Annotated in this window: 17 protein-coding genes, 1 tRNA gene and 2 pseudogenes; 4 read left to right on the top strand and 16 right to left on the bottom strand. The window is 52.3% G+C overall.

All coding sequences use genetic code 11. The features are described 5' to 3' along the window. Positions 1–221 precede the first annotated feature (221 nt). Positions 222–316, bottom strand: a tRNA-Sec gene (locus RW65_RS16950). A 289-nt stretch (positions 317–605) separates the two neighbouring features. Between RW65_RS16950 and RW65_RS16945 the strand changes: the two genes are divergently transcribed. Together RW65_RS16945 and yicI are read left to right on the top strand one after the other, a co-directional pair. Further along, positions 606–1,997, top strand: a complete 1,392-nt coding sequence (locus tag RW65_RS16945; RefSeq protein WP_039057968.1) for a glycoside-pentoside-hexuronide family transporter — start codon at positions 606–608, stop codon at positions 1,995–1,997. Positions 1,998–2,007: 10 nt separating this feature from the next. Further along, the gene (gene yicI / locus RW65_RS16940) at positions 2,008–4,326 is read left to right on the top strand and encodes an alpha-xylosidase (protein ID WP_039057967.1); all 2,319 of its coding nucleotides are present in this window, start codon (positions 2,008–2,010) and stop codon (positions 4,324–4,326) included. Positions 4,327–4,372: 46 nt separating this feature from the next. On the opposite strand, the gene RW65_RS16935 is transcribed toward yicI, so the two are convergent. The 7 genes from RW65_RS16935 to gmk form a co-directional block, all read right to left on the bottom strand. Continuing rightward, complete coding sequence (locus RW65_RS16935; RefSeq protein ID WP_039057966.1) at positions 4,373–6,109, bottom strand: AsmA family protein; 1,737 nt, start codon at positions 6,107–6,109, stop codon at positions 4,373–4,375. A 120-nt stretch (positions 6,110–6,229) separates the two neighbouring features. Beyond that, a complete protein-coding gene (locus RW65_RS16930; RefSeq protein WP_039057965.1) occupies positions 6,230–7,615 on the bottom strand; it encodes a nucleobase:cation symporter-2 family protein in 1,386 nt (461 codons plus the stop codon). A gap of 123 nt (positions 7,616–7,738) precedes the next feature. Further along, complete coding sequence (recG, locus tag RW65_RS16925) at positions 7,739–9,820, bottom strand: ATP-dependent DNA helicase RecG (protein ID WP_039057964.1); 2,082 nt, start codon at positions 9,818–9,820, stop codon at positions 7,739–7,741. 3 nt (positions 9,821–9,823) lie between these two features. Continuing rightward, positions 9,824–10,513 carry a tRNA (guanosine(18)-2'-O)-methyltransferase TrmH gene (gene trmH, locus RW65_RS16920; protein WP_039057963.1) on the bottom strand — a complete coding sequence of 230 codons (690 nt, stop codon included), beginning with the start codon at positions 10,511–10,513 and terminating at the stop codon, positions 9,824–9,826. Between the two features lie 157 nt (positions 10,514–10,670). Continuing rightward, entirely contained in the window at positions 10,671–12,788 is a 2,118-nt protein-coding gene (gene spoT / locus RW65_RS16915) for a bifunctional GTP diphosphokinase/guanosine-3',5'-bis pyrophosphate 3'-pyrophosphohydrolase (protein ID WP_039057962.1), read from the bottom strand. Between the two features lie 18 nt (positions 12,789–12,806). Further along, positions 12,807–13,082 (bottom strand): DNA-directed RNA polymerase subunit omega, encoded by a 276-nt coding sequence (rpoZ, locus tag RW65_RS16910; RefSeq protein WP_007369481.1) that lies wholly within the window; start codon positions 13,080–13,082, stop codon positions 12,807–12,809. Between the two features lie 54 nt (positions 13,083–13,136). Beyond that, the gene (gene gmk / locus RW65_RS16905) at positions 13,137–13,760 is read right to left on the bottom strand and encodes a guanylate kinase (RefSeq protein WP_039057961.1); all 624 of its coding nucleotides are present in this window, start codon (positions 13,758–13,760) and stop codon (positions 13,137–13,139) included. Between the two features lie 257 nt (positions 13,761–14,017). On the opposite strand from gmk, the gene ligB reads away from it, so the two are divergent. Next, complete coding sequence (gene ligB / locus RW65_RS16900; protein ID WP_039058022.1) at positions 14,018–15,697, top strand: NAD-dependent DNA ligase LigB; 1,680 nt, start codon at positions 14,018–14,020, stop codon at positions 15,695–15,697. Here ligB and RW65_RS16895 read toward each other — a convergent pair. From RW65_RS16895 to RW65_RS16880, 4 genes and pseudogenes are all read right to left on the bottom strand, one after another. Further along, positions 15,691–16,308, bottom strand: a complete 618-nt coding sequence (locus tag RW65_RS16895; RefSeq protein WP_039057960.1) for a trimeric intracellular cation channel family protein — start codon at positions 16,306–16,308, stop codon at positions 15,691–15,693. The two genes, ligB and RW65_RS16895, sit on opposite strands and share 7 nt — an antisense overlap. Positions 16,309–16,876: 568 nt before the next feature. Continuing rightward, positions 16,877–17,467 (bottom strand): annotated as a pseudogene (locus tag RW65_RS16890) (integrase core domain-containing protein); the annotation flags it as partial. A gap of 176 nt (positions 17,468–17,643) precedes the next feature. Continuing rightward, the gene (locus RW65_RS16885; RefSeq protein ID WP_156124019.1) at positions 17,644–18,801 is read right to left on the bottom strand and encodes a hypothetical protein; all 1,158 of its coding nucleotides are present in this window, start codon (positions 18,799–18,801) and stop codon (positions 17,644–17,646) included. A gap of 71 nt (positions 18,802–18,872) precedes the next feature. Next, positions 18,873–19,699 (bottom strand): annotated as a pseudogene (locus RW65_RS16880) (DUF6387 family protein). Positions 19,700–19,794: 95 nt separating this feature from the next. On the opposite strand from RW65_RS16880, the gene RW65_RS16875 reads away from it, so the two are divergent. Further along, positions 19,795–20,205: a hypothetical protein gene (locus RW65_RS16875; protein WP_052250335.1), complete on the top strand. Its 411-nt coding sequence runs from the start codon at positions 19,795–19,797 to the stop codon at positions 20,203–20,205. A gap of 36 nt (positions 20,206–20,241) precedes the next feature. Here RW65_RS16875 and RW65_RS16870 read toward each other — a convergent pair whose 3' ends face one another. From RW65_RS16870 to RW65_RS23260, 4 genes are all read right to left on the bottom strand, one after another. Beyond that, positions 20,242–20,451: a hypothetical protein gene (locus tag RW65_RS16870; protein ID WP_039057959.1), complete on the bottom strand. Its 210-nt coding sequence runs from the start codon at positions 20,449–20,451 to the stop codon at positions 20,242–20,244. 71 nt (positions 20,452–20,522) lie between these two features. After that, positions 20,523–20,813, bottom strand: coding sequence for a site-specific integrase (locus RW65_RS23085; protein ID WP_231564402.1), 291 nt, complete (start codon positions 20,811–20,813; stop codon positions 20,523–20,525). Between the two features lie 81 nt (positions 20,814–20,894). Beyond that, entirely contained in the window at positions 20,895–21,446 is a 552-nt protein-coding gene (locus tag RW65_RS23080; protein ID WP_231564401.1) for a tyrosine-type recombinase/integrase, read from the bottom strand. A gap of 105 nt (positions 21,447–21,551) precedes the next feature. Beyond that, on the bottom strand, positions 21,552–21,734 hold the full coding sequence (locus tag RW65_RS23260; protein WP_353599063.1) for an Arm DNA-binding domain-containing protein: 183 nt from the start codon (positions 21,732–21,734) through the stop codon (positions 21,552–21,554). Between the last annotated feature and the right edge of the window lie 63 nt (positions 21,735–21,797).

Here is a 21,797-nt window from a genome sequence, read left to right as displayed (position 1 = left end):
TTCAACCATGAAAAATTAGTTAACTTTTCCTGTAGGTCGAGCCCGCTTTACCTCAGGATTTGTGAGTGCCATATGTATAGCCCTGTGTTAGCCACGACATCCTGTACATATTAATATACATTTTTTAAGCGGATTTCAGAAACCGACTATAGTCACATATCGACGATAATTATTTTAACTTTTTGTTTTTTAGTAATAAAAGGGCGGATAGGGAAGCAAATTGGCGGAAGATCACAGGAGTCGAACCTGCCCGGGACCGCTGGCGGCCCCAACTGGATTTGAAGTCCAGCCACCTCACCGGAGATGACGATCTTCCGCGCCTGCATTGCTACATGGAGGCGGGGCGCATTATAGCTACTTTCATACATTTACCACACACTCTTCTCAGAATTTTTCGCATTGTGCTTCCACCACAAAAGCCGGTTTAGGATAAATCCCTATTTTTTCCAAGACTTAGCATTTTTGCCTGCGTGAAAACAACCGCGATCACAGAAAAGAAGAAACGTAATTCGATAACCAGAATTCGCAATACCCGGCTGAAAACCAATCGTTTACAACGAAAGATACCGCTTTTTGCGTATTTTTCATGCGTAAAGGAAACAAAAATGGACAGTCAGATTATTTCGGTGAAAGAAAAGATTGGCTACGGAATGGGCGATGCCGCCAGCCATATCGTCTTTGATAACGTAATGCTGTACATGATGTTCTTCTATACCGATATCTTCGGCATCCCCGCCGGCTTTGTTGGCACCATGTTTCTGCTGGCGCGCGCCTTAGACGCCATTTCCGATCCCTGTATGGGGCTGCTTGCCGACCGCACCCGCAGCCGATGGGGGAAATTCCGCCCATGGATTATCTTCGGTGCGCTGCCCTTCGGCATTGTCTGCGTTCTCGCCTATAGCACGCCGGATCTCAGCCTGAACGGCAAAATGATCTATGCCGCTGTCACTTATACGTTACTCACCCTGCTTTACACCGTGGTTAACATTCCTTACTGCGCTCTTGGCGGCGTGATCACCAACGACCCGCAGCAACGCATTTCGTTGCAGTCCTGGCGCTTCGTGCTGGCAACGGCGGGCGGCATGCTCTCCACGGTGCTGATGATGCCGCTGGTAAAACTGATCGGTGGCGATGACAAAGTCTTCGGCTTCCAGGGCGGTATCGCAGTGCTCTCGGTGGTCGCCTTTATGATGCTGGCGTTCTGCTTCTTCACCACCAAAGAGCGCATTCAGGTGCCGCCGAGCACGACTGCTATACGTGAAGACCTGCGGGATATCTGGCAAAACGACCAGTGGCGCATCGTGGGCCTGCTGACCATCCTTAATATCCTCGCGGTATGCGTGCGCGGCGGAGCGATGATGTATTACGTCACCTGGATCATGGGTAATGCCGCGATTTTCACCGCTTTCCTCACCACTTACTGCGTCGGCAACTTGATCGGTAGCGCGCTGGCGAAACCGCTGACGGACTGGAAATGCAAAGTCACCATCTTCTGGTGGACCAACGCTGCGCTCACTGTGCTGAGCGTTGCCATGTTCTTCGTGCCGATTCAGGCCAGCGTTACCATGTTTATCTTTATCTTCGCCATTGGTGTGCTGCACCAGCTGGTGACGCCCATTCAGTGGGTGATGATGTCCGACACCGTTGATTACGGCGAATGGTGCAACGGCAAGCGCCTCACCGGCATCAGCTTTGCCGGTACGCTGTTTGTATTGAAACTCGGTCTCGCCATCGGCGGCGCGCTGATCGGCTGGGCGCTGGCCGGAGGCGGGTACAATGCCGCAGCCCAGAGCCAGAACAGCACCACCATCAGCATCATTATTGCGCTGTTCACGCTGGTCCCCGCCGTCTGCTATCTGCTGAGCGCCTTTATCGCCAAACGCTACTACAGCCTGAAAACACCGTATTTGAAATCCATTATGGCGCAACTGGCACGCGGAGAACGCCGCGGCCAACAAGGCGTTGGCCATGTTTCTGCGCGGGAAGAATTACTGTAAGGAGGATTCCATGAAAATCAGTGACGGCAACTGGCTTATCCAGCCCGGATTAACGTTGATTCAGCCGGTTCAGGTATTTGACGTTGAGCAGCAGGGCAACGAAATGGTGGTGTATGCCGCTCCGCGCGATGTGCGCGAGCGCACCTGGCAACTGGATACCCCGCTGTTTACCCTGCGCTTTTTCTCGCCGCAGGAAGGTATTATTGGCGTGCGCATTGAGCATTTTCAGGGCGCGGTGGATAAGGGTCCGCACTTTCCCCTTAATATTGCGCAGGACGTGAATATCGCCATACGCGAGACAAAAGAGTTTGCCGAGCTGCAAAGCGGCTCGCTCAGTGTGCGCGTGGGTAAAGGCGAAAACTGGTCCCTCGATTTCCTGCGCGATGGCGTGCGCATCACCGGTAGCCAGCTGAAAAACAACGGTTATGTGCAGGACAATAACAGCGGGCGCAATTACCTTTTCGAACGGCTGGATCTGGGTGTTGGTGAAACGGTTTATGGCCTCGGCGAGCGTTTTACCGCACTGGTGCGTAACGGCCAGACGGTGGAAACCTGGAACCGCGATGGCGGTACCAGCACCGAGCAGTCGTACAAAAATATCCCCTTTTACCTGACCAATCGCGGCTACGGCGTGCTGGTCAATCATCCGGAAGCGGTGGAATTTGAAGTTGGTTCGGAGAAGGTCTCAAAAGTGCAGTTCAGCGTTGAAGGCGAATACCTGGAGTATTTCGTTATCGACGGGCCAACGCCGCAAGGGGTGCTGAACCGCTATACGCACTTTACCGGTCGTCCGGCGCTGCCGCCTGCGTGGTCATTCGGCTTATGGCTCACCACATCCTTTACCACCAATTACGATGAAGCGACGGTGAACAGCTTTATCGACGGCATGGCGGAGCGCCAGCTGCCGCTGCATGTGTTCCACTTCGACTGCTTCTGGATGAAGGCTTTTCAGTGGTGCGATTTCGAATGGGATCCGGTGACCTTCCCGGACCCGGCCGGGATGATTAAACGCCTGAAAGCGCGCGGGCTGAAAATCTGCGTCTGGATCAACCCGTATATCGGCCAGAAATCCCCGGTATTCCGTGAGCTGAAAGAGAAGGGCTATTTGCTGAAACGCGCGGACGGTTCGCTGTGGCAGTGGGATAAATGGCAGCCTGGGCTGGCGATTTATGACTTCACTAACCCGGAAGCCTGCCGGTGGTATGCGGATAAACTCAAAGAACTGGTGGCGATGGGCGTGGATTGCTTCAAAACCGACTTCGGCGAGCGTATACCCACCGATGTGGTGTGGCACAACGGCGCATGCCCGCAGAAAATGCACAACCATTACGCCTATATTTACAACGAACTGGTGTGGAAGGTGTTGAAAGAGACCGTTGGCGAACAGGAGGCGGTGCTGTTTGCCCGCTCGGCCTCCGTTGGCGCACAGCAGTTTCCGGTGCACTGGGGCGGCGACTGCTACGCCAACTACGAATCGATGGCGGAGAGCCTGCGCGGCGGGTTATCCATTGGCTTGTCCGGGTTTGGTTTCTGGAGCCACGATATTGGCGGCTTTGAAAATACCGCGCCAGCCCATGTCTACAAACGCTGGTGCGCGTTCGGTCTGCTCTCCAGCCATAGCCGCTTGCATGGCAGCAAATCCTACCGCGTGCCCTGGGCTTACGATGAAGAGTCCTGCGATGTGGTGCGCCATTTCACCCAGCTTAAATGTCGCCTGATGCCCTACCTTTATCGCCAGGCGGCGCTGGCCCATGAGTCGGGTTTACCGATGATGCGCGCCATGATGCTCGCTTTCCCGGACGATCCGGCATGCGATTATCTCGACAGGCAATATATGCTCGGTGATGCGCTACTGGTCGCGCCAGTGTTTAGCGAGGCGGGCGATGTGCAGTTTTACCTGCCGGAAGGCAGCTGGACGCACCTGTGGCACAACGACACGCTCAGCGGTAGCCGCTGGCATAAACAGCGCCACGACTTTATGAGCCTGCCGGTCTATGTGCGCAGCAACACGTTGCTGGCGCTGGGCGAGAACGATCAACGCCCGGATTACGCCTGGCATGAAGGCACCGCTTTCCAGCTGTTTGCGCTGGAAGAGGGGCGCGAAGCACAGTGCGAAATCCCGGACGCCAGCGGTACGGTTATCTTCCGCTTGCGCGCAACACGCGACGCGGGCGCTATCACCGTGCGGACGGAAGGGGAGTGCCATCACTGGACGCTGTGCCTGCGCAATATCGCGCAGATTGCTGGCGTGCAGGGCGCCACGCAAGCGGGGAGCGAAGCGGGCGTGGTACTCACGCCTCAGGGGAGTGAAATTCGCATTACGCTGTAAGTTTGCTGTGCCCTCTCCCGTAAAGGAGAGGGCATGCAGACAGGTTTCAGGGCGCGGGCTGAGGTGAAGGGGCTGGCGCTGGTTCTGCCGGTGGCGCAACCACGCCACCGGACACGACGCCGCCGTGCATACTCTGCTTGATCTGCTGCTTCTGGACGTTAATCACCGAAAGTTCACCGTTTACCGACGCTTTTAACGGAGCATCGGCGCGTACGGTGCCGCTGGCGGTCAGCTGTAAGTTACCGTCGCCGCTGATGGGCAGAACGGGCCAGCCCCACTCCTGTAAAATATTTACCGGTACGCCGCGCCCGTTCAGGCTGAGGTTTACGCTGCGATCCGGCGTTTGCGAGACCACCGCTTTGGCGTCCAGTAAGCCCTGGCCGGTAAAGGCGCTTAGCTCGGTGATATTGACGATACTGCTGTTGGCGTTGAGCGCCAGCGAAGGACGACGGACATCCACCCGGTTAAAGGTCGCGGCGGCGGCGTTCAGTTTCGCCGTTCCGCCCCACACGCCCCATTTACCCTCGCGCACCAGTTGCAGGTTATCGCCATAGCCATCCAGCGCCGTCAGCTGCCACGGAAATGTCGGGTCGATATCGATCACCAGGTTGCGGCTGGCGCTAAATTTTTTCAGCGTTATGGTCTTTAGCCAGTCCGGCAGATCCTCCATCCACAGCTGTTTCCAGTTGTCCGGCAGCGTATATTCCAGCCCGGCAAAGGCGGCGTCATCCAGCACCAGCGCGTGGCCGGCGCGATACCAGTTCCCCGAGGTGCGCACCATCCCGTTTTCCCAGCGCGAGGTGAACTGCTGTAGCGTAATGCCCTGGGGTGAAAACGTGGCGTTAAGGATCGGGTCGAACAGGTGCAGCGAGCCGTAAATAAACTCGCTGGCGTTCATCGAAAGCCTGCCATCTTCGCTTTGCCAGTCGTCTTTTATCAGCGTCAGGTTACGCAAACTTAAATCCAGATCGGTAACTGCCCAGCCGGGGCCTTGTAAACGCGCATCGGTGACTTCAACACGGCCGATTTTCAGCGAGGGCAAGGTGGTCAGCGGGCGGAAGAAATCGAGCAGGGATTTATCGCTCTGCAGACGGATATCGTTTAACCGCAGCGTATTCACTACCCAACTGCCATCAGCGGCGCGGCGCGCATCACCGGTCAGGGAACCGCGCGCCATATCAGCACCAATGGTGGTCAGCGTGACGACATCTTTATCGATGCTGCCCTGAATTAAAACATTACTGGCGGGAACGCCGTTTAAGGTCAGCGAACCGGCGCTCATCTGAATCTGTGTTTTGCTGCCGAGCACGTTGCCGGTAACGGGTTGCCAGGGCGCAACGCCGCCCGTCACGCGCTGGGCGCTGAGATCCCAGCCGGTGGTTGGGCTGTTAAACGCCATATTCTTCAGCTGCAGGCGGTCGGCCTGGAAAGGCAGCGGCGCGGTGGCCGGGGAAAAGTTCAGCGTGCCGTCTTCTAACACAATGGTGTCGACATGCAACGGATCGGTTATCTGGCGGCTGCTCAGGCCGATATCGACGCTTTTAGCGACCAGCGTTGCAGGTTTGCCTTTACGGCCAAAATTCACGCCTTTCAGCAACACATGAGAAGGGGAAGAGAAACGATGATCTATCGCGTCAAAGGTCAGGTGATAGTCGCTGTTGTCGCTCACCCACTTGCTGGCCTGCGTTGCACCCCAGCGGGTCTGCAGCAGGAAATAGCAGATAAGTATCGCTACCAGCAGAACGATAGCAACGATAAGGAGCAGCTTTCCAATAAATTTCATGATCTTCCATCTCCACGTGCCAGACAGGCAGTTATGCACGATTTATGCGCAATGCTCAAGGGCGGAATGATGAAAGAAGGTGACGGCGGCAACGGTCTTAATGCCGTTGCCGCAGGGTAATCAGTTCGTCTCGGGTGGGAAAATCAGATTCAGCACAATCGCCGTAATACCACCTGCGGCAATGCCGGAAGAGAGCAGGTTTTTCAGCCAGTCCGGGGCAAACTGCAGGATTTGCGGCTGCTGGGATACGCCCAGACCCACGGCCAGCGACAGGGCGAGGATCAGGATGGCGCGACGGTTCAGCGGCTCGCGAGAGACAATTCGCACGCCGGACGCGGCAATGGTGCCGAACATCACCAGCGTCGCGCCGCCGAGTACCGGCTCAGGCAACTGCTGCACAAAAGCGCTAACCGCCGGGAACAGGCCCAGCACTATCAGCATCATGGCGATAAAGAAACCGATATAGCGGCTGGCAACGCCCGTCAGCTGGATCACGCCATTGTTCTGGCCGAAACAGGAGTTCGGGAAGGTGTTGAAAACGGCAGAGACAAAAGAGTTCAGGCCGTTTGCCAGCACGCCGCCTTTCAGGCGCTTCATATACAGCGGACCGGTCACCGGTTGTTCTGACACATCAGAGGTTGCGGTGATATCGCCGATGGTTTCCAGCGAAGTGATCATAAACACCAGCATCAGCGGCAGCAGCAGGCTCCAGTCGATGCTCAGGCCATAGTAAAGCGGTGTCGGCACCATAAAGGTACTTTCCGGCGCATTATATTCCGGCAGCATGCCCAGCAGCATCGCCAGCACATATCCCACCGCCATTGCGATCACCAGCGAAGCAATACGCAGATACGGGTTGCGCTGGCGGTTAAGCAGAATAATCAGCCCCAGCACCACCCCTGCCAGCAGCAGGTTTTTCGGTGCGCCAAAGGTGTGGTTCGCCATCGCTGCATAACCACCGCCGACGGAAGTCAAACCTACCTGAATCAGCGACAGGCCGATAATCATCACCACCACGCCGGACACCAGCGGGGTAATAATACGGCGCGCCAGCGGCAGAATGCGCGAAATAACCATTTCGGTACAGCTGGCCAGCATCAGGGTTCCGAACAGCGCAGCCATCATTGTCGGCACGTCCGCCCCGCCGGTTTTCAGCGCCGTACCGCCCATAATCAGCGGCGCGACAAAGTTAAAACTGGTGCCCTGAATGGAGAGCAACCCGGAGCCGACCGGACCCCAGGCTTTGATTTGTATAACGGATGCGACGCCGGAGGCGAACAGCGACATGCTGATAATGTGCTGAGTGTCCTGAGCCGGTAAACCCAGCGCCTGGCAAATCAGTAATGCCGGGGTGATCACGCCGACAAACATCGCCAGCAGGTGCTGTAGCGCGGCAAACAGGGTTTGCGGCAAGGGCGGGCGATCTTCAAGGCGGTAGATCAATTCACTGGAAGGAGTCTGCGCAACCGGTTGCGCATCTGCTGACTCGATGGTATTTACGGACATCTCAAGCAATCCCCTGATGGAAAAGCGCTGATTCTAGCGGACTGTTTGCTAAAAGCAAACGGTTGCTTTGCTAAAAACATACTTTTCTAAGGGATGTTTGTTTTGCCGCATAAGGTTCTAAACTCAGGCGTTGGAATAGCGTTCCGTTTCCGGCATCCAGCGGTCGATCAGCGCTTCGGCAAGCTGCGGATAACGTTCATGAATATGGCGGGCGATACGCTGCACTTCCGGGATCATCGCCTGGTCACGGAGCAGATCGGCGACTTTAAATTCCGCAGCGCCGGTCTGGCGGGTACCCAGCAATTCACCCGGACCGCGGATCTCTAAATCTTTTTGCGCAATCACGAAGCCATCGTTGCTATCGCGCAGCACCTGTAAACGCTTTTGCGCCGTTTTTGACAGCGGGGATTTATACAACAGCACGCAGTGGGAGGCGACCGCACCGCGCCCGACGCGCCCGCGCAGCTGGTGGAGTTGCGCAAGACCGAGCCGCTCGGGATTCTCAATAATCATCAGGCTGGAATTGGGCACATCGACGCCCACTTCAATCACCGTTGTCGCCACCAGCAGATGCAGCTCGCCCTGTTTAAACGCCTGCATCACCGCCTGTTTTTCGGCGGGCTTCATGCGCCCATGCACCAGCCCGACGTTCAGTTCCGGCAGCGCCAGTTTCAGCTCTTCCCAGGTCGCTTCCGCCGCCTGCGCTTCCAGCAGGTCAGACTCTTCAATTAAGGTACATACCCAGTACGCCTGGCGACCTTCGCCGGTACAGGCGCTGCGCACGCGGTCGATAATCTCGTTGCGACGCGTATCGGGAATCGCGACGGTGGTGACCGGCGTACGCCCCGGTGGCAGTTCATCAATCACCGAAGTGTCAAGATCGGCATAGGCGGTCATTGCCAGCGTGCGCGGAATTGGCGTGGCGGTCATGATCAGCTGGTGGGGATGAAAACCCTGCTGCTGGCCCTTCTCCCACAGCGCCAGGCGTTGGTGAACGCCGAAGCGGTGCTGTTCATCAATTATCACCAGCGCCAGGCCGTTAAACTGCACCTGCTCCTGAAAAATCGCATGGGTACCGACAATCATCTGCACCTGGCCGCAGGCAATCGCCTCTTGCTGCGCCTGTCGTGCTTTGCCTTTCTGCTTACCCGCCAGCCAGCCTACTTCAATGCCGAGGGGGGCAAACCAGTTGCGGAAATTATTGGCATGCTGTTCAGCCAGCAGTTCGGTGGGTGCCATCATGGCGACCTGCTTGCCGTTGGCAATCGCGCGAAGCGCCGCCAGCGCGGCCACCAGCGTTTTACCGGAACCGACATCACCCTGCACCAGGCGCATCATCGGCATATCAAGGGCCATATCGCGCTCAATCTCTGCCACCACGCGCGCCTGTGCGCCGGTCGGTTTAAAGGGCAGGGAGGCCAGCAGCCGGTTTTTAAGCTCATCTTTCGCGCCCAGCGGCTGGGCATGGTAACGCTGTGCCCCGGCGCGCAGCGCCAGCATGCTGAGGTTGTGCGCCAGAAGCTCTTCAAGAATTAAGCGGCGCTGCGCCGGATGTTGACCGCTCTCCAGTTCGCTTAACTGCAGCGTCGGCGGCGGGCGGTGCAGCGTGTGCAATGCCTCCGGCAGGCTCATTAACCCCTGAGCCAGCTCCGGCGGCAGCAGTTCATTGATGGCGCAGGTGGCCAGCAGTTCTAAAGCCTGATCCGTAAGCTTACGCAGCGTGGCTTGTTTAATGCCTTCGGTGGTGGGATAAACCGGCGTCAGGGTTTCTTGCAGCTCCGGCGTGCTGAGATCGCCCTGCACACGGTATTCCGGATGGATCATTTCTGCGCCGTACTTTCCGCGCTTCGCTTCACCATAGGCCAACACGCGGCGGCCGGTGGCAAGGCTGTTTTTCATTGCCGCATTGAAGTTGAAAAAGCGCATGGTCAGAATGCCGGTGCCGTCGCTTATCTGGCAGGTCATCATCCGGCGGCCGCCGAAGGAGATATTGCAGTTCAGCACTTCGCCCTCCACCGTGGCGTAAATGCCCGGCAGCAGGTCGGCAATCGGGTAGAGCTGGGTACGATCTTCGTAGCGCAAGGGAAGGTGAAGCAGGAGATCCGACACGCTGTTAAGGCCGATTTTCGCCAGCTTACTGCTCTGCGCCGCGCCGACTCCGGTCAGCGAGTTTAAGGGCACAGCATCGAGCAGCTTACCTTTCATTGATTACTCCGTGGCCTGCATAGTTGCCCACCACGTTGGGTCGGCTTCGATTTGTCCTTCACTGTTAACGTGAGGATAAGGCAGGCCTTTGCGTTTCGCCACTTTAGCCAGCACCGGGTAACCCCCCTCGAACAGCAGGCGCTGCTGCTCTTCGTCCGGCAGCATACTGTTCTCGCGCTGATACATTCCGGCGTTTTGCCGCTGGCGCTGCGCTTCATAGAGGATCAAGGCGGAAGCAACGGAGACGTTCAGCGACTGCACCATGCCCGTCATCGGGATGATGATATCCCGATCCGCCAGATCCAGCGCTTGCTGGGTGATCCCGGTTTTCTCCTGACCCATCAAAATACAGGTCGGGCGGGTGTAGTCGATCTCGCGAAAATCAACCGCTTTGTCAGAAAGGTGGGTGGCGAGGATCTGCATACCGCGCGCTTTTAGCGTGCCAACGGCATCGCTGATGGTGCGGTGGGTTTTCACTTCCACCCAGCTGTTGCTGCCTGCGGCGGAAGAGGCCATGGTACGCATGCGGTTGCCTGGCCAGACGGCGTGCACTTCATGCACGCCAACGGCGTCGGCGGTGCGGATAATGGCGGAGACGTTATGAGGTTTATGCACCTGCTCCATGCAGACCGTCAGATCAGGCTGACGCCTGGCGAGCATTTCGCGTATCCGTGCATAACGCTGTGAATTCATAAAAACTTCATCCTTTAAACGGCCTTTTCACCCCGGCTACCTGTTCTTCACGTGACCGGGCACCCATTCGCTTGCGCGTTATTCGGCTTACCGCCTCGTCCCTTCGGGGTGAGGGCCAGCGCGTTATGACGGCATGCAAATGGCTGTGTGTTTAAGACTAGTTTCGATTGCGGGTGACTTTAATCACATCCGGCATCACGCGGATTTTGCGCATAATATTCGCCAGATGAACGCGATCGCGCGCCGTCAGCCGGATGAACGCGCTGTAGACGCGGCCATCTTTCTCTTCGGTGTTCAGGCTTTGAATGTTCGAAGAGGCGGTGTTAATCGCCGCCGTCAGGTTCGCCAGCGCGCCCTGATGGTTGAACATATCGACCTTGATCTCGGTGATAAACTCCTGCGCGGTCTCTTTGTCCCATTCGACGGCCATATATCTTTCGGGCTCTTTCTGGTAGCCACGAATGTTACGGCAGGATTCATGGTGAATCACCAACCCTTTGCCAGGACTGACGTGGGCGACAATCGGATCGCCAGGAATGGGGCGGCAGCATTTGGCAAAGGTAATAAGCACGCCGTCAGCGCCTTTGATCGGCAGATGACCGCTGCTGGTGCCGGATGAGGCTTGCGCAACCTGAGTGGCTTCCCCTTGCTGCAGGTTTTTCGCCACCACCACGCTCATAGCGTTGCCCAGACCAATCTCTGCCAGCAGATCGTCGAGGGAGGCGAGTTTCATGCGGTCCAGCTCGCGTTGCACATGCTCCGGCGGGATCTCCGCCAGTTTACGGCTTCCGCCCAGCGCGTGATTCAGCAGGCGGCGACCGAGGCTTACGGAGTCGTCACGCTTGAGGTTTTTCAGCATCTGACGGATTTTGGCCCGCGCTTTCGAGCTGACAACGAAGTTCAGCCACGCGGCATTCGGGCGTGCGCCAGGTGCGGTAATGATCTCTACCGTCTGGCCGCTGGCGAGGGACTGCGACAGCGGATAGGGCTGGCGATCGACGCGCGCGCCGACGCAGGCATGGCCGATATCCGTGTGCACCGCATAGGCGAAGTCCACCGGCGTCGCGCCAGCGGGCAGCTCGACAATGCGGCCTTCCGGGGTGAAAACATAAATCTCATCGGGGAACAGATCAGATTTAACGCTCTCAATAAATTCAAACGAGCTACCGGCGCTCTGTTGCAGCTCCAGCAGGCTTTGCATCCAGCGCTGGGCGCGGATTTGCGCGGTAGTGCTGCTTTCGCCATGCTCTTTATAAGCCCAGTGCGCGGCAACCCCCATCTCCGCCATTTGATCCATATCTTCCGTACGGATCTGTACCTCAACCGGCACGCCGTGCGGGCCAATCATCGAGGTGTGCAGAGATTGATAGCCGTTCGCCTTGGGAATGGCGATATAGTCTTTTACGCGGCCGGGACGCGGCTTGTACAGGCTGTGCATCTGACCCAACACGCGATAACAGGTATCCAGATCGAGGACGATAACGCGAAACGCGTAGATATCCATAATCGAATGAAAACGCTGCTCTTTAAGCACCATTTTGCAGTAAATGGAGTAAAGGTGCTTTTCACGCCCGCTGACGCGGCACGGAATACCGGCTTCCTGTAAACGCCCTTCGATTTCAGAGAGGATTTTTTGAATCATCTCTTTGCGGTTGCCGCGTGCGGCTTTTACCACTTCTTTAATCACGCGATAGCGATTGGGATACAGCGCTTCAAAGCCCAGCTCTTCAAGCTCGGTTTTGATGTGATGAATACCTAAACGGTGCGCCAGCGGACTGTAGATTTCTAGGGTTTCACGGGCGATGCGACGACGCTTATCCGGGCGAAGAGAGCCGAGCGTGCGCATATTGTGGGTGCGGTCGGCAAGCTTGATTAAAATGACGCGGATGTCCTGCACCATCGCCATAATCATCTTGCGAAAGTTTTCGGCCTGCGCCTCTTTTTTATCCTGAAACTTGAGCTTATCAAGTTTCGACACCCCTTCCACCAGCTCGGCAACGCTTTTGCCAAACAGTTGTTCCATATCCTGGTAGGTGGCCGGGGTATCTTCGATCACGTCATGCAGCAGCGCCGCCATTAGCGTTTCGTAGTCGAGTTTCATCTCGGCCAGAATGCAGGCTACCGCCACCGGGTGCGTGATATAAGGTTCACCGCTTGAACGTGTCTGGCCCTCGTGAGCGTCACGTGCAACGAGATAAGCCTGCCTGAGACGCTTAACCTGGTCTTCAGGCAGATAGTTTTGAATCAGCTGATTCAGGCTTTCAAACAGATACAAGGGTGACCTGCAGGTTAATTAACGACGACCTTCAGCAATGGCGGTAACAGCCTGCAGTTCTGCGGCTTCCTGCTCTTGCTGTTCCTGGCGCTCACGCACGTCGAGGATCTGGTTGTTGATCAGACCTTCTTCGATTTCGCGCAGCGCGATAACGGTGGTTTTATCGTTTTCTTCCGGTACTAAAGGATCTTTACCGCCAACCTGCATCTGACGAGCGCGACGCGCGGCGACCAGCACCAGGTCAAAACGGTTACCTACTTTCTCTACAGCGTCCTGAACAGTTACGCGTGCCATATTTAAAATGCTCCACAGATGAAGAAATGACTGGGCATGATACTTAAACCAGGCTCAGTCTGCCAATAGTTTGCTGATTAAAGCGTCATGTCGCTGCTTCTGGCGGGCCATACGCAGACGTTCGGCGCGAATAATGGTTTTCAAATCGCCTAATGCGGTATCGAAATCATCATTCACAATCAGATAATCATATTCGGCGTAATGGCTCATTTCCGCAACGGCCTGCGCCATACGCTTTGCGATAACCTCTTCGCTATCCTGACCGCGCCCGCGCAGGCGGCGATCGAGTTCCAGCTTCGACGGCGGCAGAATAAAGATGCTGCGCGCCTGCGGCATGCGGGTGCGAATTTGCTGCGCGCCCTGCCAGTCGATATCCAGAAAGACATCTACGCCCGTCGCCAGTACCTGTTCGATAGCGGCGCGCGAGGTGCCGTAATAGTTACCAAAGACTTCCGCATGTTCTAAAAACGCATCGTTGCCGATCATGGATTTAAATTCGTCATGATTAACAAAGAAATAGTGTTCACCGTGCACTTCACCCGGGCGCGGCGCGCGCGTGGTGTGCGAGACAGAAACTTGCGTGTCGTATAACGGTTGGGTTTTCAGCAAAGCCTGGATGAGGCTTGATTTACCCGCGCCGCTGGGGGCGGAAACTATATAGAGCGTGCCTTGAGCCATGAGAGTCTTTTGTATGTGAATTGCGAAAGGAAACTTACATACGTGCCTATTATACACATCAGCGCTATGTGACGTAGCCTTTGTCACACTTTTTCCCGCTGCGGTTGACATTTTACGCTCGGCTTCCCTGATTTGTTTGCAAATTTTCACTGCTACGCTGATTTGCCGGAACCGTCCTCGCACTCCTCTCTTTTCGCCGTCGTCATTGCGGCATTGGCCGCGCTATAACGGCGGCGCTATCACAAGGAGAAAGGATGATGTGGAAAAAAGCCGGAATCGCTGTTTGTCTGCTGTTGGTAAGCATGGTGAGCCAGGCCGTATGCCCGGTCTGGTCGCTCTCGCGGGCGCAGGAAGAAGTCAGCCGTTTGCAACAGCAGCTTGCCCAGTGGAACGAGGCGTACTGGAAGCAAGGGGCAAGCGAGGTCAGCGATACGGTTTATGATCAGCTGAGCGCGCGGCTGGCGAACTGGCAACGCTGTTTTTCCCTTGAGCCAGCAACGTCTATGCCTGCCTTGCCCGCAGGCACTATAAAACATCCGGTGGCGCACACGGGGGTGCAAAAACTGTCGGATAAACATGCGCTCCAGCGCTGGATGGCCGGAAAAAACGATCTCTGGGCACAGCCCAAAGTGGATGGCGTCGCGGTAACGCTGGTCTATCGCGACGGTGAACTGGCCCAGGCCATCAGCCGTGGGGATGGGCTAGCCGGGGAAGACTGGACGGCAAGAATTCGCGCCGTTCCGTCGATACCCAAAACGGTGAGCGGCGCGCTGACAAACAGCGTCTTGCAGGGTGAACTGTTTTTACGCCTCGAAAACCATATCCAAAAACAGGCGGGCGGGCTGAATGCGAGGGCAAAAGTGGCGGGCGCGATGATGCGCCGCAACGATCCCGCCATCCTTAATGAGCTGGTATTCTTTGTCTGGGCCTGGCCAGACGGTCCGCCAACCCTTGCGCAGAAACTGATTGAGCTGAGCAAAGCCGGGTTTAGCGAAGAGATACACTATAGCGTGCCGGTAAGTTCGCTACAGGAAGTTGAACAGCTACGCAGCCGTTGGTTTACCTCCCCGATGCCGTTCGTCACGGACGGTTTGGTGGTGCGTTATGGCAGCGAACCGGCGGGTAATAGCTGGCTGCCGGGCCAAAGCCATTGGGTTGTGGCATGGAAATATGACCCGGTTGAGGAAGTGGCAACGGTAAAAGATATTCGCTTCGCCATTGGACGTACCGGCAAAATTTCTGCGGTGGCACTGCTCGAACCGGTACAGCTTGATGACAAGCGGGTTCAGCGGGTCAATCTGGGATCCGTCAGGCGCTGGGAGGAGCAGGATATTGCGCCCGGCGATCATATAGCCATTAGCCTTGCCGGGCAGGGTATTCCGCGCATTGACGGTGTGGTCTGGCGCTCCCTTGTCCGGGATAAACCTGTGCCGCCCGCGCCACGCTTTACCCCGTTAACCTGCTTTTTTGCCAGCGCCGAGTGCGAGGAACAATTTGTTGCCCGCCTGGTGTGGCTCAGCTCGGCAAGAGCGTTGGGCATAGAAGGGCTTGGCGAAAGCGGCTGGCGGGCGCTGCATCAGGCGCATCGCTTCGAACACCTTTTTTCCTGGCTGGCGCTAACGAAGGAGCAACTGCAGTCGACGCCGGGCATTTCACCGGCGCGCGGGTTGCAGCTCTGGCATCGCTTTACGCTAGTACGAGACAGACCCTTTCCGCGCTGGCTTGTTGCTTTGGGTACACCCTTGCCGCAGTCCGCAATGAGAGCCGCTGGCGACACAAGCTGGCAGCAGATGCGCGAGCGTAACGAACAGGCGTGGCAGCGTTTCCCGGCAATGGGTGCGGAAAAAGCCCGGCAGGCAGTGGCTTTTATCCATGCCCCTGATATCCAGCGGCTGGCGGCGTGGCTGGGGGCGCAGGGGATAAAAGCGTTTCAGTGAACGTTGTGTTTATAGTGAAACACCGGCAAGCCGAGCTTCCAGCGGATCGCCAGTAAACGGGTGGTGAAGCCAAACAGTAGCGTTGCGATGACCACCATATCGTGGCCGGACACCAGCCGATCAAGAACGATATAGAGGACGGCAGAGGCGAAAGCGATCCCGGCATACAGCTCTTTTTGGAATACCAGCGGGATACGTTTGCAGAACATATCCCGCAATACGCCGCCAAATACGCCGGTGGTAACGGCAGCAATCACGGCAATAACCGGGCCTTCACCCATATCAAGGGCAACCTGCGCACCGATAATGGAAAACACCACCAAACCGAGGGCGTCGAGAACCAAAAACAGGCGACGCAGATGGGACATCAGCGGGGCAAAAATCGTGGTTAATACTGCTGCCACGGCCACAATAATGACGTATTCCGGGTGCTTTACCCACCCGAGCGGGTAGTGCCCGAGCAGGATATCGCGTACCGAACCGCCGCCCAGCGCCGTGGCCGTGGCGATAATGATAACGCCAAAGGTGTCCATTCTACGCCGACCCGCCGCCAGCGCGCCGGTCATGGCTTCGGCCGTAATGCCAATAAGATAAAGAGTGTGTAATAGCATGCCGCCCTCGCTAATCAGAGGCGGCAGGGTAACGATTTGCGCTGTGGTATTCGATTGAGTTTTTCTAAGGGTGGCTAATTTGGATAAGTTTAACTAATGCATTAAAAAGAGAGTTTTGTTGCTAATTCTGCACATTAGAAGCCGTCAGCAGTAAAGGGCTTATTTTAATGGATAAGATTATTCACCAAAATAAGTCGGGTTAAATCCATTAATGCGAACGGTCTATGTGTAACAGGTGAAGGCTTTTGTCCGTTTTGGCAACGGCGTCCATAAGGCGATAAAGGTTCCGAATCGTAAGCTTATTCGCATCAGATGAAATTTATCTTTTCGGGTTATTTATGTGGCGTCCCTAAAGCGAAGGGAAAATGCAGGAGTACAACCTTGTATACGGCAGAAATATGCATTCTATTGCCGAATTTTGATAACGCTGGATAATTAAAAGCCCGTCGAATGACGGGCTTTTAAGCGTTGTTTATTGATGCGTTGTGCTGGACGTTATTCGATATTCTGAATCTGAATGGTGATTAATATAAATAATGTGACCTGCCCCCAGTATTAGATACAACGATCAGTTAGTAAAGTCGGTTTGTTTACCTTCTAATTTTCCATTTCTCCAGCTTGCTGCAAATTCAGCCGGCGTCTGGTAATTCAGCGATGAATGAGGTCTGGACTCGTTGTAGTCCTGCCGCCAGTTATTAATGATTTTCCGGGCATGAAGAATATCGCTGAACCAGTGTTCATTCAGGCATTCATCCCGAAAGCGACCGTTGAAACTCTCAATAAATCCGTTCTGCGTTGGCTTACCTGGCTGGATAAGTCTCAACTCCACACCATGCTCAAAGGCCCATTGATCGAGCGCGCGGCAGGTAAATTCCGGGCCCTGATCGGTTCTTATTGTCGTCGGATAGCCACGAAAGAGCGCGATGCTGTCCAGAATACGCGTGACCTGAACGCCTGAAATACTGAAAGCAGCGGTGATCGTCAGACACTCCTTCGTGAAATCATCCACACAAGTCAGGCACTTAATCCGACGGCCGCTGGCAAGTGCATCCATGACAAAAACCATCGACCATGTCAGGTTCGGCGCATCCGGGCGAAGAAGCGGAAGCCGCTCAGTCGCCAGACCTTTACGACGTCGTCTGCGCTTCACACTCAGGCCTCTGCATTAGGTTGGTGTTTTGCGGATTCATGTTGCTCTCCTTGGTTCGTTTTCGACGAGAGCAAATGTACTTGAGAGAGGGAGAGTCGGGTTAGGGTGGCTCGAAAAAACAGAGCCACTGAAGGATAGGTCAGCTGGAACCCGAGAATTTCAGTTGCTGCGAAAGCCTTATGTTTCTATTTTTTTTTGATAAATTTACTATATAGATTATTGTATATGCTTTGATTATTAAAATGGTCTAAATCTTTACCTAAAATATATGCAGGAGATATATCGGGTTGAACCTTATCTTCGTGTATATTATAAAAAACATAATATGGAATGTTTTTTCTAAGTATATATTTTTCTTGAGTCCTGCTTATTAATGCTGATTTGGGCAAGTTAGTCCTCATGTGCTCAAATACTAATAAAAAGAAAATATCTTCTCTAAGTGTTATTTGATAAAACCCTGCAGCATTTGTCGATTCAGATATATCGACAATTATCGTGTTTGAAGCTTTGCGGGTTGGTATCATTTCTTTCACATTAATGTATAAAAAGCTATCGCTTCCAGTTGACGTCTGATTGTTAAATGTTACGCTTATATTATTCTTCACAACCATTTTTTTAAGTTTTATGTTTGATTTGGAAGTTGTATTTTCATAATTTTCATTATATAGTTCCATGTCAAAATCTATTTCAGATCTTCCCATCGTGGCATCTACTGAAATCGGTAGGGTGCTGTCAGATATACATACATTGTTAATGACGCCATACCATGGGGCGTCATAGGGTAATAATAAAGAATCATTAATGACAATTATGTAATTTTCATCTTCATTTACAATTCCTTTTTCCTTGAATCTTTCTAAGTCTTCAAGCTTTCTAGATATCGATGAAGTTACCGTTAACAAACGCTCCTTATACAGTAATATCCTCTCTGAATCATTAAGCTCTTTTTTGTTGATTAATTTTTTTATTTCTTGATTTGGAGTCGGTGTTACAACCTCAAAACAGAATTTGTGCCCATTTTTTGTGGCAAAGAAATCAGGTCCTTCGTTTTTACTCTTGATATCGACAAAACCTGTTCTTCTTAAATGAAAGTTGAATAAAACTTCGGCAATACGTTGGTCATATTTTTCGCTTTCTTTTGATAAGATTTCTATGTCAAAGTGTTTGTCTTTATAAGGTATAAAATCTTTATAAATTTGTTCCAGCGAAATTAAAAATGCTTCGTAAATGTCTTTTGTGAATTTCCTTTCCTCTCCTGTAAGGTTTAAGAAAAATTCAAATCTGGACTCGAAGTTTTGTTTCCATTTTTCTTTAAGTCTTTCCAAGATCATGTCACTTCCCACACAATTCCTCTCTTTATTTAAATTTTATAGAATGTAAATGATTTAATCTGCACTTGTAATTTCATAACTTCCTAAACCTTCATCTTTTTAAGATGAGGGTTTCGATTTATGAAGAAGTTGAACTGCCTAATGAAGTCTATCGTTGCTGCTTTCATAGCCAAGGGCCTGTCTGCGTCTTTGATATGGTAGTTCAGACGAATCATTGCCTCGTCGTCTTCGTCTGTGTACAAGAGTCTCGACAGCCTATCGTCAGAGAGGCGCAGATCATTCATTTTTGCCCATAGAAGCACGTCGAGCATAGCGATTAGCCTGTAAGTGATAATTTTCTTTATCGTCCCATATCCGAAGCGAACCATGCCTGACAGCTCTTCTCTTCCACTCCTAAGACTTTGCGCCACTGCGGTAACGCCGCTCTGATTGATTCAGCAATTTCGTCGTCCGTTCCGCTCGCAAGATCTATCTCTAATAGAACTGTCTTCTCACATATCGCTGTCATAACCGTTGATACGTAGTCCTCGTGGTCAGGAAGATTGACACAGTACTCGTCGCTACCTTCCTCCCAAGTGAACAAATTAGCTCTGAGGCCAGTTACACTGAGTTCAGCAAGTCTGGTTATATCTGTAATGAAGATGTGAGGAACGCTTTGAAGAGTTTGCTCACTTTGCAAGTAGTCGAGCTGTTTACGCTCAAAGAGGAATGGCTTGCCACTAAAAATTTGACTCATGTATCCGCCAAGGCCGCTCTTCTCTTCTACTGTAGACCATGGTTTGAAGAGGAGGGCTCTCGCCCAGAGTTCATGGTACAAACAGTTTAAAGTGGTTTCTTCAAATCTTTTGTATTTTTCAATGCTTAACCATGTTTTGACGGCCTTGGTGTCTTCCGTGGACCAATTTTTCATAAGATTTCCTTTACAATTTGAAAGGTTTTAAATTATGATTTTATCGATAATTTTTTTCCAGTTTTTTATAAAAATTAATTTAAAAGGTTTAGTTTATGAAGAATAAGCTTTTTAGCAAGGAGCGTAATTTTGCTATATTATTAGTGCTGATTTATTTTTTTGTTATGGCTTTTGTGGCCTGTCAGTTAAATCTCAATTGGTGGGGATACTTACTAATTGATTTACCATTGATATTTGGTATCGCCCTTACTCGCTTTATATACCCGAGCTTTAAGAAATTCTTAAAGTCAGCTGTAGATACTGTTTTATATTTACCTGCATCTATCGCTGCCGCATATCTAATCGTCAAATATAGGTTGGATTTAACCAACCAAGACCTTTATTCTATATTTAATTCAACCTTGGGTGCTGTTTATATTTTTTGTTTAGCTGTTGCAGCTGTAATGAAGTGTTGCATATCCTTCTCAGAAGCGGTTTCTGCTTATAGAGAAGAATCAATTAAGTAGGCTAATCTGAAAATAAAAAATGAGGGTTGTGGGCAGTTAATTCTTTCCTTTAACCCTTGCTTTACTTCTCATATCTAATCCAATCATTATTATTATAGGGAATAGTGACGCGCTAATTCCGGTAACCGCAGATGCTAAATTCCCCCACAAGCCACTAACTTCTGTTGTTCCCTGCTCATAAAAATAAGCGGCAGAAGCAATGTTTGCGATAATAGAAAAGCATAAAAATATTGTTGTTTTTTTCATTCTTTCATCTCCTTTCTTAATATAATTTCATCCTTTTTTTGATTCATCAAATATATTTCTAGTTATTTTTTTCAAAAAATATTTCTCACATTTATACTTAAATTATTTAAAGCTTCTTTTATCTCATTGTAATAATCGTAACGGTCATAAACTCCCCGCACGCCTTCTATTTTATGATTCAGACACCTTTCTGCAATATGAGGTGGTACGGACAATGAAGCGAGCAAGCTTCGGCAGGTTCTTCTCAAGTCATGAACGGTGAAATATTCAAGATTTTCCATTTTATTGGGTGGCTGAATCTTCTTACCAGGCTCCTGACCGAATAGTTTTGCTATCGCTCTGTTAAGCGTATCTTTGCCCATATGAGGTGTTTTGCTTACTCGTCTGTTTGGAAATACATACTCTGAACCACATGCACGAACTTTTAGTTCGTTGAAAAAAGTTTATGCAAGTGGTGAAAGAGGTATGGCAATCTCTTTGCCAATCTTACTTCTGTCAGCAGGTAACACCCACTTGCTATCTTCCAGTTTATATTCTGTCCATTTGCTTTCTGTCAGATCTGTCTTCCTGACCCCCAACAAAATCAAAAGGGCGCATGCGATATAATTATCTCTACTGAAGCTATCTGAGTTTTCCTTGAATTTTTTGAAAACGAAGCCAATCTCGTCAAGTGTCAGTGCTCTGTCTCTGCTTTTCTCCACTCCGCCTGCGTCGTTTACTCTGAAGGCCGCTGCGGGATTGTGCATGGTAAGGCCAAGTTTAATCGCATGATTGAACAGCTGCTTCATGTAAAGCAAAGCGTCATTGGAAATTGAAGGCCTTCCGCTATCAAATATTTTTCGAATGATCGCTCTTACGTGCAGAGGTGTAACTTTGTCGATTGCGAGTAGACCTATCTGAGGTGAAATGTCTTTTTTGAACACTCGTTCTGGGATTTGAGGATTTTTGAGTCTTTTTTGTAATTCAACAAACCAGTCGTCAAAGAGTTCATTCACAGTGGTGATAGCTGCAGGACGGCTTAACTTGCGTTCCGCGACTGGGTCATTACCGGCTCTTACCTTTTTACGTGCTGCGTCTGCTTCAGACCGAACTTCCGCAAGCTATAAATCCGTTTGCTTGCCAAGGGTAAGCGCTTTTCTTTTACCGTTGATAGTGTAGCGGATCATCCAATATGGGGATCCTTTAGGTGGAAGCATTAGGTAAAGACCTTCGCCGTCTCCATAGCGCCCAGCTTTACCCTTCCTGACGATAGCCTGCACTTCTTTAACCGTTAACGTTCCCATATAAGCCTCTGTTCAGCCCATGCACGGATAGGTAGCTCTGGAAAGGGTGTGGGTAGTAGACGG

Origin of the sequence: Enterobacter sp. Bisph1 (genome assembly GCF_000814905.1) — a bacterium.
Classification (GTDB): Bacteria; Pseudomonadota; Gammaproteobacteria; order Enterobacterales; family Enterobacteriaceae; genus Kosakonia.
This window is presented reverse-complemented; position numbering and strand designations above follow the sequence as displayed.